Raw genomic sequence first — 17194 nt, 5'->3', positions numbered from 1 at the left:
AAATCATTGAAAGCGATACCAAGAAGAACGGGCTGCCGAACATAAAAGATGAACAATGCACATTCCATAAAAAATGCGCGGTTGTTCATCTTTTTTTGAAGTGAAGCAACATGAGTGGCGTAACTTGTGCTAAAACTATTGCTTCAAAGGTATTCTTTTTTGCTAACTGCTTTAAAGCGTAACGCATGAAGTCCCGTGTGGGACAGGCAATGAATTTTGCTGTAACAGGTCATTTATATAGCCAATGGGTTTTGCCAATCTATCGATTAATCCAGGAAGTACATAAGAGCAGCAGGGAGCTCTTTTTGCCAGAATCCCCAAAGGTGACGGCCGTCTTTTTCAAGATAGGATAGGGTGGCACCCCGTTCTTCCAGCAATGCCTTTGTTGAACGATTCAGTTCAACGAAGTTATAGACACCTGTATCGGTTGCGTAGTTGTCTTCTTGCAAGCCTACAATCATATAGATGTCGAGCCAGGATAAATCCTGTTCTTCCCTAATCATGTTCTGAGACTTCTCATAGAAGGCGCCGGACAAGCTGATGATTCGGGTAAAGAGATGCGGGTAACGCAAGGCGAGATGCACGGAGACGCTTCCGCCAAGGGAGTCGCCGGCGAGTACTCTTTCTGCGGGCTCTTTGCGCACAGGATATTTTTGTTCGACGAAGGGAATAATCTCTTCGGCGAAGCAGGATAGGTAAGCATCGAAACGGTTGCCGAATGGCGCATACTCCTCGGTGCGAACTTTGGTGTTCACTTCCACGCCTACAATGATGAACGGCTCCACGCCTTCTTCGAGTATGAGCTGGTTGGCCCAAGTCGCGATGCGACCAAAATTGAAAAATTCCTCTCCATCCTGACAGTAAACGACAGGATAACTGAGAATTTCATTGTATCCGGGAGGAAGGTAAATGCGCAGCGTTCGATTCTCCTGCAGAAACTTGCTTTCAATCACTTCTTTTACAATGGTTCGCTTCAATAAACGTTCATTCGTCATCATTCGTCACCTTTTTCGGGTTAGTTTTTGAAATGCGGTAAACAATAAGTTAAAATTACCCTGACATGTCTAAGTTGGCTGCTGTTCTATGATGTTTGTCATACTGTTATAGTATTATCTATTATCTGTTATACATACAAACGTTAAGAAATATGAAATTTTATCTCGTATTTCTTTGACGAATGGAGTGAAACAGGTGTATAATAATTCTATAACAGCGGAACTTGATATTCAAATATTTATTGAGGTGAAAAAAATGACCAAGGTTCCTTATGAAGTATATACCGAGGAAGTCGAAACTCTATCTGTACTTTCCCCGGATGGCAAAATCGTAAACAAAGATCTTTTGCCTGAATTGTCAGATGATCAACTGAAAGAAATTATGTACCGTATGGTATTTACCCGTACTTGGGACGACCGCGCCGTAAATCTCGGCCGTCAAGGACGTCTCGGTTTCTATGCTCCTGTATCCGGTCAAGAAGCAACAATGGTAGGTAGCGAATTCGCGCTTGAGAAAGACGACTTTGTCTGCCCGGGCTACCGTGATATGCCGCAAATCGTATGGCATGGACTTCCACTTTATCAAGCATTCCTCTACTCCCGCGGACATCAGCATGGCGGACAAATTCCAGAGGGTGTTAACGTATTGATGCCACAGATCATCATTGGTGCGCAAATCTTGCACGCTATGGGTATCGCTATGGGTTACAAATTGAAGAAGCAAAAACAAGTTGCTATTACGTATACCGGTGACGGCGGTTCTTCCGAAGGCGACTTCTACGAAGGTTTGAACTATGCAGGCGTGTACAAACTGCCTGTTATCTTCTTCGTGCAAAACAACGGCTATGCAATCACAACTCCATTCTCCAAGCAGACTGCAGCATTGTCTATTGCACATAAAGCTGTAGCAGCTGGTATCAAGGGTGTTAAAGTTGACGGCATGGACGTTCTCGCTGTGATCAAGGCCGTTCGTGATGCTGCAGAACGCGGCCGCAATGGCGAGGGCGCAACGCTTATCGAAGCTGTGACATACCGTTTCCGTCCGCATTCCCTGTCTGACGACGCTACGAAATATCGTACGAAGGAAGAAGAGGGCGAGTGGAACGAGAAGGATCCGATCGCACGTCTTGCGAAGTACCTGGAAGCAAAAGGCCTCTGGACAGAGGAAGATACAGCTCGCGTGAGAGAAGAAGCGAAAGCGAAAGTCAACGAGCAAATTAAAAAAGCGGAACAAACGGAAAAAATGACGGTACCTGGTTTGATCGACAGCATGTTCGAACAAACACCGAAGCATCTGGAAGAGCAGAAAGCCGATTTTCAATAAAAATGACGGGCCGATGATTGTCGAAGGTTGATCCTGGATAATCATCCGGTTTGTCATGGCTGTATGCCTCAGGTCTGTTTTAAATTGCGTTTTGACATCGATATATAGCCGCAAGGCATAACACTGGAATTTTAGTGAACTGTATTTCTTAAGGAGGAAATGAAGCAATGGCACAAATGAACATGAAAGAAGCGATTCGCGACGCCATGCGCGTTGAATTGAGCCGTGACCCTAACGTTGTCATCTTCGGTGAAGACGTAGGTAATGTCGGCGGTGTTTTCCGGGTAACGGAAGGCCTTCAAAAAGAATTCGGGGAAGAGCGCGTATTCGATACGCCGCTGGCTGAGTCCGCTATCGGCGGTTTGGCAGTAGGTCTCGGTATTCAAGGCTTCCGTCCGATCGCTGAAATTCAATTCGTTGGATTTATCTTTGAGGCGCTTGATCAAATCGTCGTTCAAGCAGCGCGTATGCGTTACCGTTCCGGTGGACGTTACAACTCCCCAATCGTATTCCGTACGCCATTCGGCGGCGGGGTTAAAGCAGCTGAGCTGCATACGGATGCACTCGAAGGTTTGATTACACAAACCCCGGGTATTAAAGTTGTAGTACCTTCCAATCCTTATGATGCAAAAGGACTCATGATCGCAGCGATTCGCGATAATGACCCTGTGTTCTTCATGGAGCACTTGAACCTGTATCATGCGTTCCGCGCTGAAGTTCCTGAAGGCGACTACACCATTGAGCTTGGTAAAGCTAACGTGGTTCGCGAAGGAACCGACGTTACGATCATCGCTTACGGCCTGATGGTTCATACCGCAACGAAAGCGGCGGACGAACTTGAGAAGAACGGAATCAAAGCGGAAATCATCGACTTGCGCACCATTTCTCCAATCGACATCGATACTGTGCTTGCTTCGGTTAAGAAAACCAACCGTGCCATCGTGGTTCAAGAAGCACAAAAATCGGCAGGCGTAGCTGCAGAAGTTATCGCTCAAATCAACGAGAAAGCGATTCTGCACTTGGAAGCTCCAGTGCTTCGCGTGACTCCGCCGGACACGGTGTATCCATTCGCGCAAATCGAGGACACCTGGTTACCTACTCCAGCACGTATCGTGGATGCCGTCAATAAAGTATTGAATTTCTAATAGCAGCAATATCTAGGGAGGTTTTTCAGTTGGCAAAATTTGAATATCGTTTTCCAGAGCTGGGTGAAGGTCTGCATGAAGGTGAAATCATCAAAATGCATATCAAGCCAGGCGACAAAGTAACAGACGACGACATCATCATGGAAGTACAGAACGACAAGGCAGTCGTAGAAGTTCCTTGTCCCGTGAACGGTACGGTTCAAGAAGTGTTTGCCAAGGATGGTCAAGTGTGCCGTGTCGGTGAAGTGGTAGCTATCATCGATGCTGAAGGCGACATTCCTGAGCAAGAAGCTCCTGCTGAAGAGCAGTCGGCGCAAGAAGCTGACGCAGCGAAAGGCAGTGCAGATACAACTTCTTCACCGGCTCAAAATGCTCCGGCTGACGCTAAACAAGGCGGAAACGGTGAAGCAGCAGCGCCAGCAGCACCTAACCGTGAAGTTCTGGCTACACCTAGCGTGCGTAAATTCGCTCGTGAGCAAGGCGTAGACATTGCACAAGTGCAAGGCTCCGGCAACAACGGTAAAGTGACTCGCGAAGATGTTGAAGCCTTCAAAAACGGTGGAGGCCAAGCAGCAGCTCCAGCGCAAGAAGCGGCTTCCGAAACGAAAGCAGCTCCTGCAGCAGCATCCGCAGCGGTGGATACTCGTGCAGAAGAAGAGCGCGTACCATTCAAAGGTATCCGTAAAGCGATCTCGAACGCCATGGTTAAATCGGCTTACACAGCTCCTCACGTTACGATCATGGACGAAGTTGACGTAACCGAGCTGGTAGCGTTCCGTACTCGCATGAAACCGATCGCCGAGAAGAAAGGCACGAAAGTTACGTATCTGCCATTCATCGTTAAAGCACTCGTTGCGGCTAGCCGTCAGTTCCCTGCTTTGAATGCGATGATCGACGAAGAAGCGAACGAAATCGTGTACAAAAAATACTACAACATCGGTATCGCTACAGATACAGACAACGGTCTGATCGTACCGGTTATCAAAGATGCGGATCGTAAGAGCATCTGGATGATCGCTGACAGCATCCGTGACCTGGCTGCTCGCGGCCGTGAAGGTAAACTGTCTCCTAACGAAATGAAGGGCAGCACGATTTCCATCACAAACATCGGATCTGCAGGCGGTATGTTCTTTACACCAATCATTAACTTCCCAGAGGTTGCTATTCTCGGTACTGGCCGCATCAGCGAAAAAGCGGTTGTGAAGAACGGCGAGATTGTAGCAGCACCTGTTATGGCATTGTCCTTGAGCTTTGACCACCGTATCATCGACGGCGCAACGGCTCAAAACTTTATGAACTATATTAAACAACTGCTCGCTAACCCTGAGCTGCTTGTTATGGAGGTGTAACTAATGGTAGTTGGAGATGCTTCTTTAGATATTGATACTCTAGTCATTGGTGCTGGTCCTGGTGGTTATGTGGCGGCGATTCGTGCCGCCCAACTGGGTCAAAAGGTTCTGATCGTTGATAAATCGGAACTCGGCGGTGTTTGCTTGAACCGTGGTTGTATTCCTTCCAAGGCTTTGATCGCTGCAGCTCATCAGTTCGAATCCGCTAAGCATGCCGATGCATTCGGTATTTCCGTGGAGAACGTAACGGTTGATTTCGCGAAAACACAGGAATTCAAAAACGGCGTTGTCAAAAAAATGACTGGCGGCGTAGCCGGTTTGCTGAAAGGCAACAAAGTGGAAGTTTTCAACGGCGAGTGCATGTTCATCAACGAAAACGAAGCGCGTGTATTCAATGATCATGAATCTCCGCGTTACCGCTTCAAGAACTGCATCATTGCTACAGGTTCCCGTCCAATCGAACTGAAGCCATTCCCGTTTGGCGGACGCATCTTGTCTTCTACCGAAGCATTGAACCTGCCTGAAGTACCGAAGAGCATGATCGTAATCGGTGGCGGCTACATCGGTGCCGAGCTTGGTCAAATGTACTCCAAATTCGGTTCGAAAGTAACGATCATCGAAGGTCTGGACAGCGTTCTGGCTGGCTTTGACAAAGACATGACAAGCCTCGTTACGAAAAACATGAAGAAAACCGGTATCGAAATTATCACAGGTGCTAAAGCTGAAAGTGCTGAGCAAAACGATAAAGAAGTTACCGTGAAATACTCCGTGAATGGCGAAACCAAAGAAGTAACAGCAGATTACCTGCTGGTTACAGTTGGCCGTCGTCCCAACACGGACGGAGAGCTCGGTCTGGACCTGATCGGCCTCGATATGGATGAGCGCGGATTCGTGAAAGTTGACCATCAAGGACGCACAAGCATTCCTCATATCTTCGCAATCGGGGATATCGTGTCTGGTCTGGCGCTTGCACACAAAGCTTCCTATGAAGGTAAAGTGGCTGCTGAGGCCATTTCCGGAATGCCTTCCGTTGTGGATTACAAATGTATTCCAGCGGTTGTGTTTACAGATCCAGAATGCTCCAGCGTAGGTTACACCGAAGCTCAAGCGAAGGAAAAAGGCCATAAAGTGAAAGCTGGCAAATTCCCTTACGCTGGTAACGGACGTTCCGTATCCTTGAACCATCCTGAAGGCTTCGTGAAGATCGTGGCTGAAGAAGGAACAGGACTTATTCTTGGAGCGCAAATCGTAGGTCTGGAAGCTTCCAACCTGATTGCAGAGCTTGGTCTTGCGATTGAAATGGGTGCTACGCTTGAAGATGTAGCCTTGACGATCCATGCACATCCGACGCTTGGCGAAATCGTAATGGAAGCTGCGGAATTGGTTATGGGTCATCCGATCCACATCATTGCCCGTTAATCCAAACGACGTTTTTCGAGTCATTATATATTCGGCCAGGAGGCAGAGAACGCGCAGGCGGTTTCTGCCTCCTGTTTTTGTGTGTGGATATCGAACATGGTAGACTGTTGATATGAGATTCTAGTGAGGTGACTATACATGAAACAATACTTGGAGCTGCTGCAAGACATTCTTGATCATGGAGTAGAGAAAGGGGACCGTACGGGGACGGGAACGTTATCCGTATTTGGAAGACAGCTGCGTTTTGACCTTTCCAAAGGCTTCCCTCTGATGACAACCAAGCGGATTCACCTGAAATCGGTGATCCATGAGCTTCTGTGGTTCTTAAGCGGGGAAACGAATATCCGGTATCTGAAAGAAAACGGCGTGCGGATATGGGACGAATGGGCGGATGAGGACGGCAATTTGGGACCGGTTTATGGCTCGCAGTGGCGAGCATGGGAAACGCCGGATGGACGCTATATCGACCAGATTGCCAATGTCATCGATTCGATTAAAAACAATCCCGACTCCCGGCGGCATATCGTCAGTGCCTGGAACGTGGCAGAGATCGATAACATGAAGCTGCCTCCATGCCATTTTGTATTCCAATTCTACGTGGCGGGCGGGAAACTCTCCTGTATGCTTACCATGCGTTCTGTGGACAGCTTCCTTGGGCTGCCGTTCAACATTGCGAGTTATGCGCTGCTCACCCATATGGTTGCCCAGCAGTGCGGCCTAGAGCCGGGTGAATTCATCTGGTCCGGAGGCGATGTCCATATCTATTCCAATCATATGGAACAGGTCAGAACGCAGCTTGAACGTGAGCCTTATGAGCTGCCGAAGCTGGTCATCAAGCGCAAGCCGGAGAGCATCTTTGATTATACATTCGAAGACTTTGAATTTGAGGGTTACCAGTATCATCCAACCATTAAAGCAACCGTAGCTGTATAAATAGAGTTCAAGCGGGTTTGCAGTGACATCACATATATAGGAAGGAGAGACTGGAGTCATGATATCCATGATATGGGCAATGGGCAAGGATCAGGTGATCGGGCTGAATGGTACGATGCCGTGGCGTTTGCCGCGGGATATGGCCTTTTTTAAGGAGACGACCCTGCACAAAACGATTCTGATGGGGCGCAAGACCTGGGATTCCTTTGGCAGTAAACCGCTGCCTCACCGAAAGAACATCGTGCTTACGAGAGACAAAAGCTTCACGCTGTCAGAGGATCAAGGCATCGTGATCCATGATATCGATGAAGCCCTTCCCTACGCGGAGAACGGAGAACTGATGGTGATCGGCGGATCGCAGATCTATGAATTGATGCTGCCGAAAGCGGATCGTCTGTACTGCACATTTATTGATGAGGCTTTTGAAGGGGATACGTTCTTCCCTGAAGTGAACTGGGATGAATGGAGGATTATTGAAGAAGTTCCCGGCATAACAGATGAGAAAAATCCATATGCCTACCGGTTTGTTACATTTGAACGAAAATAAAGAGCTTGTTGGTGAGCTTAAACGGGATAGACATCCTCCAATCCATTCATGTTGACAACACTTTGATAGTAGGATAGTACAAATGATCATGCATATAGTCCATTTAACAGGAGAAAAGCGAAATGCTACTATATTTTTAATGTTTATTCAAATCGCAGCTTAAATAGCCGCTAATCGTGGGGATTCATGCTCTGATAAAAATTTTTTTAGCATAAATAGAAAAAATAAATCAGGTTGAAACCTGTTTCTTGGGTCATCTGAAGATCGATGTCGGATGATTTATGATATGATAAATTGTACATGGTAACCAGCATGGATAGAACGGATGGGGGTAAAGCAGTATGTCTACACCAACAGGATTTATGGAATATCAGCGCCAGCTTCCGGCAGATCGGAGCCCGGCTGAACGAGTTAAAGACTGGGAAGAGTTTCATAAACATTTAGAAGAAGAAGAGCTCCAGACCCAGGGAGCACGCTGCATGGACTGCGGTACGCCATACTGCCATACAGGGATCGATATGCTCGGCGGCACTTCGGGTTGCCCGATTCACAATCTGATTCCGGAATGGAATAATCTTGTTTATCGGGGATTATGGAGAGAAGCTTTAGAGCGTCTTCATAAAACAAACAATTTCCCTGAGTTTACCGGACGCGTATGTCCTGCCCCTTGTGAGGGTTCCTGCACCGTCGGTTTGATCGGGGAGCCGGTCACGATTAAATCCATCGAGCAAGCGATCATCGATAAAGGCTTTGAGGAAGGGTGGGTCGTTCCCGAGCCGCCGGAAAAGCGCACGGGACGTCGCGTAGCCGTCGTCGGTTCTGGTCCGGCAGGGCTGGCTGCTGCTGCTCAACTGAACAAAGCAGGCCATTCCGTAACCGTCTTTGAACGTGCCGACCGCATCGGCGGCCTGTTGACATACGGAATCCCATCCATGAAGCTGGACAAGGGGATTGTTCAGCGCCGTGTCGATCTGCTCGCGGCTGAAGGCGTTGAATTCGTTGTCAACACTGAGATCGGCAAGGATATTCCCGCCAAGCAGCTGATGGAAGACTACGATGCCGTCGTACTGTGCGGCGGTGCAACAAAGCCGCGCGAATTCAACATTGAGGGCAGTGATCTCAAGGGCATTCATTACGCGATGGATTATCTGAACGGAACCATCAAGAGCCTGCTGGATTCCGGTCTTGAAGACGGCAATTACTTGTCGGCAAAAGACAAGGACGTTATCGTCATTGGCGGCGGCGATACCGGCTCCGACTGCGTCGCGACAGCGCTTCGTCACGGCTGCACCAGCGTCACTCAGTTCGGTACGCATAAGCAGGCTCCGCTGCAGCGTGATCCGATTGCGAACCCTTGGCCACAGTTTCCGAACGTGTATACGCTTGATTACGCACACGAGGAAGCCAAAGCGCTGTTTGGCAACGATCCACGCGAATTCTCTATTATGACTACGAAATTTGTCGGAGATGAAGAGGGCAATCTGAAGGAGCTTCATACCGTTCAAATCGAGCGTATTGTAGATGAAACGGGTCGTAAAGTGTATCAACCGATTCCGGGCACAGAAAAGGCATTTCCTGCTCAAATGGCGTTCATCGCCATCGGTTTTGACGGACCGGAGCATACGTTGGTCGAGCAGCTTGGGCTTGAAACGGATCGCCGTTCCAATGTGAAAGCACCGTATGGCAAATATACGACCAATGTGGATAAAGTATTTGCCGCCGGAGATATGCGTCGTGGTCAAAGCCTCGTGGTATGGGCCATCAACGAAGGACGCGAGGTGGCACGCGAGGTAGACAAATATTTGATGGGTGCGACCGTACTGGTTTAATCCTTCTCCTAAATATGCTATCATACTAATAGTAGTTAAAAGGACTTCGCGAGAGCGAAGTCCTTTTTGGAGTTAGCCACCGCGCCATGGTGACTCATCGGGGAGGAGAATGTCATTTGAAAACGTTGGTCATTGCCGAAAAGCCGGATATGGGACGGAACATCGCTGCGGTCATCGAGCCGAGGGCCAAGAATAACCGTACATATCTTGAAGGTGAGCAATATATCATAACTTGGGCTATCGGACATCTGGTTGGGCTAGCGGAGCCGGATGCATATGATCCGAAATACAAACGCTGGAATTTACGGGACCTGCCTATCATTCCGGAGCAATTCAAAATCATCCCGAATCCGAAAACCAAAGATCAGCTGAAGGTCATTGGAGAGGTCGCCAAACGCTGCAGCCATATCGTAAATGCATGTGATGCGGGACGAGAAGGACAATATATTTTCGCTCTTATCCAACAGCAATTAAAATTGAAACAGCCTGTAAAAAGACTATGGATTTCGGATTTAACGGCGGAAAGCATTGCCCGTGGCTTCGCGGAGTTGAAGGATGGGGTTGAATTCGAGAATTTAACGCAAGCTGCGCGCGCACGCAGTGAAGCTGATTGGTTGATCGGCATGAATGCGTCGCGTGCCTTTACGACCCGTCATCAGACATTACTGTCGGTTGGGCGGGTCCAGACGCCGGTTCTGGCTCTGATCTATGACCGGCAGAAGGAAATCGAAGCCTTCGAATCGCAAACGTTTTATGACGTGAAGGCCGTGTTCAAACAAGAGCAGTTGGAGTATACCGGAACATGGCAGGGAGAGCGGCTGACCTCGCAAGAGAAAGCAGAGACGATTGCATCCAAGGTCAATGGGAAGAATGGGGTCATCACTAAATATGAAGTCAAAGAAACGAAAGAATATCCGTTCAAATTGTATGATTTGACCCTGCTTCAGCGTGAAGCCAATGCCAAATACGGATATTCTGCCAAAAAAACGCTGGATCTTGCGCAAGCGTTGTATGAGCGTCACAAGGTGATTTCATATCCGCGTACCAACTCCAATTATGTAAATGAACAGAACATCGAGGGCATGCACAAGGCACTTCATATGTTGAAATCGACCTCCTATGCATCGATGGCTGAAGGAGCGGATCCTAGCCGGGTGCACATAAATAATAAAGCGGTTTGCAATCCGCAGCGGGTTGAGGATCACCATGCCATCTTGCCGACGTTAAAGCGTCCGGGCACACTCAGCAAGGAAGAGCAGCATATTTACGATCTGGTCATCCTCCGGTTTCTGTCCCATTTCTACCCGCCGGCGATGTATAAGCAGCATACGGTGCTCACCGAGGTCGAGGGCGAAACGTTTAAGACGGGAATCAAGGAATTGCTGTCGCTAGGCTGGAAAGTGCTGATTGCCCAGGACAAAGAGCAGAAGAAAGCCAAGTCTTCCAAGAAGGGGAAAGAGGACGAGGAAGAAGAAACTCAGGAATGGAACGACCGTTCCTTCGATCTGTCTCCCGATGAGCCGGTACACTGCAAAAAATCCGAAGTGAAAGAAAAGGCAACCCAGCCGCCAAAGAGTTATACGGAAGGTACCTTGCTGAAGGCGATGGAGAGTGCCGGAAAATCCATTGAGGATGAAGCGCTTCGGGATGCGATGAAAGACAGCGGTCTGGGAACGCCGGCAACCCGGGCAGCGACCATTGAACGTTTGAAGAAGGTCGGATATATTACAATGCAGGGCAAAAGAATCACCGTTACCCAAAAGGGAAGGACGGCGGTGGAGTTGATCCGGCATGCTGGCGTAGAATTACTCGCTTCGCCTGAGATGACGGGTCAATGGGAACGGCGTCTTCACCAAATATCCAAGGGCGAGGCTTCCGCTGACGTGTTCATGCAAAACGTGCAGAAGTTTACCATTTCGATCATCAATAAGGTATCCTCGCAGCGTCAGGCCCCTTCGTCATTATTCGGCGGGGACGAGGACAAGTCCAAAGGCAGAGGGAAGCGAAGCACGGGGAAAGTTGCCGCAGCCCCACGCGACAAGGAAGAACGTACGGCTAAGCGGACTCCGAAGTCGGATGCCTCCACTTCAAGTGAAGCACCGTCCGTACGCTCTTCATTAGGCCGATGCCCTAGACCCGGATGTGAAGGGCATATTATTGAAGGACGCAAAGGCTATGGCTGCGCGAATTTCAAAACCGGCTGCAACTACGTCATCTGGAAGGAATTTGCCGGTAAACAAGTTTCCCATGCGATGCTGAAATCCTTGCTGCTTCAAGGCAAGACCCAGCTATTATCCTTTAAAAACGAGGACGGCAGCACGTATAAAGGCAGGATTGTCCTAGCTGCTGAAGGGAACGGAAAACTTGCCGTTCAGGCAGAGGACTCGAGTGAAGCCGTGAAATCGTGAGGCGGCACAGTTAAAAATAAAAAACCGAGCCAACCAGGGATACCATCCTTGATCGGCTCGGTCTATTTTGATTAATCTAAGTGGTCTTCAATGACCTCTGGCACTTCGGTTAGCGCAGAAACGGTATATAACACATTATACGGCTCTTGCTTCAACTCGACCAGATTATATTGCCATTCGCGCTGCTGCTTGATATAGATGCTGTTGATGCCGGCCGTCAGCGCTGGAACGACATCCGTGCGAAGCGAGTTGCCGATCATCCATGTATCGGAGCGGGAGAATGTCCCCAACGTGAGGATTTCTTCCAATGCCGTAATATTTTTATGCTGGCGAATGTAGATTCGGTCATTGAAGTAATCGGCCAGCTTCATCTGTTTGATTTTACGTCTCTGAATTTTGGTCTCGCCTCCTGTGTAGAGGTGGAGGCAGTGTCCATCTTCCTGAAGCTTCTCGAGCGTCTCGACCATGCCGGGGTAGGCTTCGATTTCCTGCTCATATACACTGAGCCCTAACTCGTAGAGAAGCTCTTCTTCCTTGCGCGAGCTTTCTCTTCCATGAATGCGGCCGAAATAATGGTACGTATCAATTAGGGATTGCGGGAAGTTCGCACTTGCAAATCCCAGCTTATCTACGCCGGCTACGTCGATTTCCATCTGCTTGGCCCGGACTTCTTCAGTAGTCAAGCCAACATGTTGAAACCATTCGGTCATACACTCGAAGTAATCGCCGAGAATCAGATTGAAGTATTTGTTGCAATGTATTAATGTGTCATCCATGTCGAAGATAATATGTTGCGATGTTTTACTCATGGTATACTCCTTCTTGCTATGAAAGTCGAATGTAAGTTTCCAGAAACATTTGAAGCTCGGCAGCCCCATCCGGCCGCAGGCTGAATCTTTCGTTATTCTCGGACTTCAGATGGGAGCGCAGCAAGCCTGCTGCTCTCAATATCATCAAGTGGTGCATCAATTCCTCATAGGGCTGACCCAACTCGGACGCCATTTCGGACACGGCCTTCGGCTCATCTGCAATATAACGCAGGAGACGCAGGCGTTTCGGGTCGGCGAGAGCCTCGGTCATGCGGAGGAGAACGACGGGCGGCTCATCTTCCTCTTCTTCCGGGATATCGATAGGATACTGGAGCAGGAGTACGTTCTCATAGAAGCAATAGGTATTGATCGGCCGGAAATGCGTGCCCGGGAACAAAACGACGTTTTCTTGAGGCACATCGTCCAGTATAACCCCGCTTGAGGCATATTCGATCAAATTTTCGTCATCCATTTTCGGAAGGAGCATTCGTTTCTCTTCGGCATCGTCTTCCAGGAGCTGATATAGGTCAGGCTCCACTTCCGAGAAGTAGTGCTCATGCCACAGCTTCATCAGCGGTGTGTAGTTTTCTCGAATTCTAGATGTTTCATCCCGCGAGAGGGAGGGCAAGTGAGGCTGAAGCAGGTCATGCAGCTCTTCCACGGCGGAAGTTTCAATCCAATTCAGAAAATCCGGGATTTCAAGGTGTTCTCCTCGAAGCATGATTAAGGCGTATAACACATCATAATCCGCGAGCGGCCATGATCGGGCTCGGCTGAACTGGACGCGAACAGGCTGAGGTAAACGCTCGTCCATCTCTGTTATCAGCTGTTTTCCGATATCCAGGTTATCGGTCCATTTCCTTGTTGCATATATCATGAAGCTGCCCAGCAGCTCGTAGACCATAGATACATCGATACTAACTTTATATTTCATTAACGGATACCCTCCCAATTGATGGCATTGTTATTATTATGGCTTGTATGGATTGGGCTTGTCCACTATAATGTTCATCTGACTGTTTAAATTCATCGTTTTTTCACATTAGAGGAGGACTATATTTCAGTGACAGAAGCTGTAACCCCCCGTCAGGGGAGAACTCATTATTTCATTTTAATTGCCGTCGTCGTTGCGGCTGGTTTAAGCCAGGGACTGTTATTGCCGGTGCTGGCTATATTTTTGGAACGGATGGGCATTTCATCCTCCATGAACGGATTGAACGCGGCTGCCTTATATGTAGGCTCATTTGCCATGACACTTGTTGCGGAAAGACTTCTCGGCTGGGTCGGTTTCAAAAAACTGATCATTTCGGGACTGGTGCTCGTGATGCTGTCGCTGGTCGCTTTTCCGTTAGTTCCAAGCGTGGCCGTCTGGTTTGTACTGCGCGTGCTCGTCGGTATAGGCGACAGCGCACTTCATTATGCCGCCCAGCTATGGGTGCTGATGATGTCAACGGTTAAGAACCGGGGGCGAAGCATATCCTTTTATGGCATGTCCTACGGTTTGGGATTCAGTATAGGGCCGCTGGGTATTCCGCTGTTGAAGTATGGCGAGGCGGTACCATTTATAATTCTAGCCGTGCTATTCTTGTTCATTCTATTGGTCGTGCTCTTCAAACTTCCAAACTTGAAGCCGGAAAAAAGCGAGAATGGGGATCAGCAGCCAGCTGGACGCTATCTCAAAAGCTACCGCCTGGCCTGGTTTGCATTGATACCCGCGTTTCTCTACGGATATATGGAAGCAGGAATTAACAGCAACTTCCCGGTATACGGGTTAAGAAGCGGGTTTACATTGGGCGAAATTTCGGCGTTGCTTCCTTTTGTCGGCATCGGCGGTCTGGTGCTGCAGCTTCCCCTCGGCATGTGGAGTGATAAATTCGGACGCAAACGGGTGCTGACGATCGCTGGTATTGTGGGCGGATGCTGTTTCTTGCTCATTCCTGCGGCAGGAACGAATTTCTGGGCAACCTTAGTATTACTAACGCTGGCCGGTGGCCTGGTTGGTTCTTTCTTCTCCCTCGGTTTGGCTTATGCGGCGGATATCCTTCCCAGAGTGCTGCTGCCGGCGGCCAACGTCGTGGCTTCCTTCCATTTTAATGCGGGTAGTATAGCAGGACCGAATGCCGGGGGCGCCATCATGGAAACGGGGTGGAACGGAGGGATCTTCGTACTGCTTGGTGGATTGTATATTCTGTTTGCCTGTACGGGATTATGGTTTAAAGTCAAAACCACATCAACACAAGAATAGAAACATGTGTTCTCATGGCAATTGCTTTCGCTTTCTTCTAAACTAGAGAGTAGGAATATGCACTTGACGGGAGAGACGATAACATGATTAAAGTGGATCGGCTGAAGAAAGCGATGGGTCCTGAACGCACACCGGTGTTAAAGGATATCACTTTTCAGATGGAGCACGGGGAAATGATCGGTCTGATCGGTGCTAGCGGAAGCGGGAAAAGCTTGTTGATGAGCTGTCTATCCATGCAGCAAAAATGGGATGGCGGTAAATTAACGATTGATGGCGAAGATATGATGAATCCTGCGGGAAAACGGAGAATTCGCCGGGAATGGGCTTATCTTGAGCAGAACCCGTCTTTGAATGTTAATCGAACGGCACTTAAGAATGTATTGATCGGACAATCCAGCCAAACACCGCTGTGGCGGATGGTAACCGGGATGGTCCGGTCTGATGATTATATGGGAGCTATGGATACGATCGAGCATCTTGGTTTGTTGGACAAGGCTAAACGAAAGGCCGGCGAGTTAAGCGGCGGCGAGAAGCAGCGGATTGCTATTGCCCGCGCACTTGTTCATGGTGCCAAGGTGATTTTGGCGGACGAGCCGGTCACGGGACTTGATCCGGCCTCGGCCGAGCATGTATTGAAGACACTTAAGACCTTGTGCGAGGAAGAACGTTTAACTGTATTTACCGTTATCCCCTTGAAGTTAGCCGAGAAGTATTGCACACGGATCATGGGTCTATCCGGCGGAGAGCTGGCCGTGGATGTGACTGGAAGACGTTTAACCCATGGCGAGAAGTTAAGACTGTAATTATCGATCACCAAAGACGCCAGGTGAATGTATAGAAATGAGTTGATACTTATTGAAATATAGAGTGATGCAAGCCCTCTTGGCAGGCTTGTTACTATGGATCATAAGCGGCTGCACGTTTATTCAGGACCCGGTCTCCTTAATGAAGAAACCGGATTTGCCGACGGATAAAGCGACGCTGAATGGCGCCATCCAATCTGCGCTTCTGAAGAATAAGCTGGATAATGCCGCCATTATCCGGCCGCGAAGTGACGTGGATAGCAGTTCCATCCGTATTCAGGACCTGGACAATGACGGGATTTTGGAAGCTGTCGTCTTCTATCAGACGCCGGACGATGAAGTGAAAATCCATGGCATGATTATGCAGCAGCAAGGCGACACATGGGTGAAGAATCTTGATTTCGACGGAGAAGGGACGGTATTGGAGTCGTTTGATTTCGTTGATTTTACAAATGACGGCAAGGTCGACATCGTAGCTGGCTTCTCACGCGGAGAAGAGAATCTTCAGAACCTGCTGGCCGTGTATTCATTCTCCGGGGATTCGCTCGAAAAAATACCGGCTTTGCCATATACTCATTTTAATATCGGAGATATGAACGGGGATAAGATCAACGATATTACGGTTGTCTATCTTCAGCAGAAAGAGCTCTCGTATATCAGCACCTATCAATACGATAAATTCGAGGACGCCTTTGTCGAGCTGAACAAGCTGGATCTGGGACCGAATATCGAAAGTTATTACAATGTTGTCGCAGGTAAAGTGGCCAAGGACAAAGAAGGTATCATCTTGGACGCTTCGGTTGTATCCAGCTCTTCTTATTCCAAGCTCATCATTATGGAGGATAACCAGTTTATTGACGTCCTCCAGGATGAATTGCTTACCTACAAGGAACTGCCTGTGGAGAGCGAAGATGTGAATGATGACGGTATTTTAGAGTTTGGTGTTCTTACGAGACCGAGCGGCTGGGAAGATCGGCTTATTCTGGATGAGATCCCGTTCTTCACCACGTACTTCCAGTGGGACGGAGTGGTACGGGAGACCAACGAAAAAGAAGGGCTTCAATTCGTACTCCAAAGGTACTACGATATGAACAATCGCTTCTATCTGGACTTTCCGCCAGACATGTACAATAAGATTACCATCACGCCGGAATCCAACAAAAATGCTTATTTGAATTTTGTGACGACCGACACGGGAGAGTCCGTTGCCGAGATTAAATTCTTTTCAAAGGCCCAGTGGGGGAAAGCCGAATCCGATTGGGAGATTCTGGTAAAGGAGAAAAACCGCGTAATTGCTTATCGCAGTCATGGCGATCTGAAATTGAGTAAAAAAGATAAAAAGCCAAACAGCAATAATGTGGCTCCTATCGAAAGAAAGGGGAACTAGA

General features: G+C 48.6%; 14 protein-coding genes. 11 read left to right on the top strand and 3 right to left on the bottom strand.

The window, feature by feature from the left end; translation table 11 throughout:
* Positions 1-266 precede the first annotated feature (266 nt).
* Positions 267-995: an alpha/beta hydrolase gene (locus tag J7E85_RS03380; RefSeq protein ID WP_215154972.1), complete on the bottom strand. Its 729-nt coding sequence runs from the start codon at positions 993-995 to the stop codon at positions 267-269.
* 256 nt (positions 996-1251) lie between these two features.
* On the opposite strand from J7E85_RS03380, the gene pdhA reads away from it, so the two are divergent.
* The 8 genes from pdhA to J7E85_RS03340 all read left to right on the top strand — a co-directional run bounded on the left by pdhA (position 1252) and on the right by J7E85_RS03340 (position 11949).
* Entirely contained in the window at positions 1252-2319 is a 1068-nt protein-coding gene (pdhA, locus tag J7E85_RS03375; protein ID WP_215155095.1) for a pyruvate dehydrogenase (acetyl-transferring) E1 component subunit alpha, read from the top strand.
* Between the two features lie 167 nt (positions 2320-2486).
* Positions 2487-3464: an alpha-ketoacid dehydrogenase subunit beta gene (locus J7E85_RS03370; protein ID WP_076321175.1), complete on the top strand. Its 978-nt coding sequence runs from the start codon at positions 2487-2489 to the stop codon at positions 3462-3464.
* Positions 3465-3493: 29 nt separating this feature from the next.
* Positions 3494-4813 carry a dihydrolipoamide acetyltransferase family protein gene (locus tag J7E85_RS03365; RefSeq protein WP_076321176.1) on the top strand — a complete coding sequence of 440 codons (1320 nt, stop codon included), beginning with the start codon at positions 3494-3496 and terminating at the stop codon, positions 4811-4813.
* Positions 4814-4816: 3 nt separating this feature from the next.
* Positions 4817-6232, top strand: coding sequence for a dihydrolipoyl dehydrogenase (lpdA, locus tag J7E85_RS03360; protein ID WP_009589200.1), 1416 nt, complete (start codon positions 4817-4819; stop codon positions 6230-6232).
* Positions 6233-6370: 138 nt separating this feature from the next.
* Complete coding sequence (gene thyA, locus J7E85_RS03355; RefSeq protein WP_215154970.1) at positions 6371-7165, top strand: thymidylate synthase; 795 nt, start codon at positions 6371-6373, stop codon at positions 7163-7165.
* Between the two features lie 58 nt (positions 7166-7223).
* Positions 7224-7712 (top strand): dihydrofolate reductase, encoded by a 489-nt coding sequence (locus J7E85_RS03350; RefSeq protein WP_215154968.1) that lies wholly within the window; start codon positions 7224-7226, stop codon positions 7710-7712.
* A gap of 341 nt (positions 7713-8053) precedes the next feature.
* On the top strand, positions 8054-9541 hold the full coding sequence (locus tag J7E85_RS03345) for a glutamate synthase subunit beta (protein ID WP_215154966.1): 1488 nt from the start codon (positions 8054-8056) through the stop codon (positions 9539-9541).
* Positions 9542-9657: 116 nt separating this feature from the next.
* Positions 9658-11949 carry a type IA DNA topoisomerase gene (locus J7E85_RS03340; protein WP_215154964.1) on the top strand — a complete coding sequence of 764 codons (2292 nt, stop codon included), beginning with the start codon at positions 9658-9660 and terminating at the stop codon, positions 11947-11949.
* Between the two features lie 71 nt (positions 11950-12020).
* Here J7E85_RS03340 and J7E85_RS03335 read toward each other — a convergent pair whose 3' ends face one another.
* Positions 12021-12758 carry an HAD family hydrolase gene (locus J7E85_RS03335; RefSeq protein WP_215154962.1) on the bottom strand — a complete coding sequence of 246 codons (738 nt, stop codon included), beginning with the start codon at positions 12756-12758 and terminating at the stop codon, positions 12021-12023.
* Between the two features lie 16 nt (positions 12759-12774).
* Positions 12775-13692 carry an ArsR/SmtB family transcription factor gene (locus J7E85_RS03330; protein ID WP_076321182.1) on the bottom strand — a complete coding sequence of 306 codons (918 nt, stop codon included), beginning with the start codon at positions 13690-13692 and terminating at the stop codon, positions 12775-12777.
* A 129-nt stretch (positions 13693-13821) separates the two neighbouring features.
* On the opposite strand from J7E85_RS03330, the gene J7E85_RS03325 reads away from it, so the two are divergent.
* From J7E85_RS03325 to J7E85_RS03315, 3 genes are all read left to right on the top strand, one after another.
* Positions 13822-15003 carry an MFS transporter gene (locus J7E85_RS03325; RefSeq protein ID WP_213644986.1) on the top strand — a complete coding sequence of 394 codons (1182 nt, stop codon included), beginning with the start codon at positions 13822-13824 and terminating at the stop codon, positions 15001-15003.
* A gap of 83 nt (positions 15004-15086) precedes the next feature.
* Entirely contained in the window at positions 15087-15806 is a 720-nt protein-coding gene (locus tag J7E85_RS03320; protein ID WP_215154960.1) for a phosphonate ABC transporter ATP-binding protein, read from the top strand.
* A gap of 88 nt (positions 15807-15894) precedes the next feature.
* The gene (locus J7E85_RS03315) at positions 15895-17193 is read left to right on the top strand and encodes a hypothetical protein (RefSeq protein WP_251035423.1); all 1299 of its coding nucleotides are present in this window, start codon (positions 15895-15897) and stop codon (positions 17191-17193) included.
* Position 17194: the final 1 nt, after the last annotated feature.

This window comes from Paenibacillus sp. ISL-20 (assembly GCF_018613005.1).
Lineage (GTDB): Bacteria > Bacillota > Bacilli > Paenibacillales > Paenibacillaceae > Paenibacillus_AQ.
The sequence above is the reverse complement of the archived record's forward strand: the minus strand, read 5'-3'. Positions and strand labels throughout refer to the sequence as shown.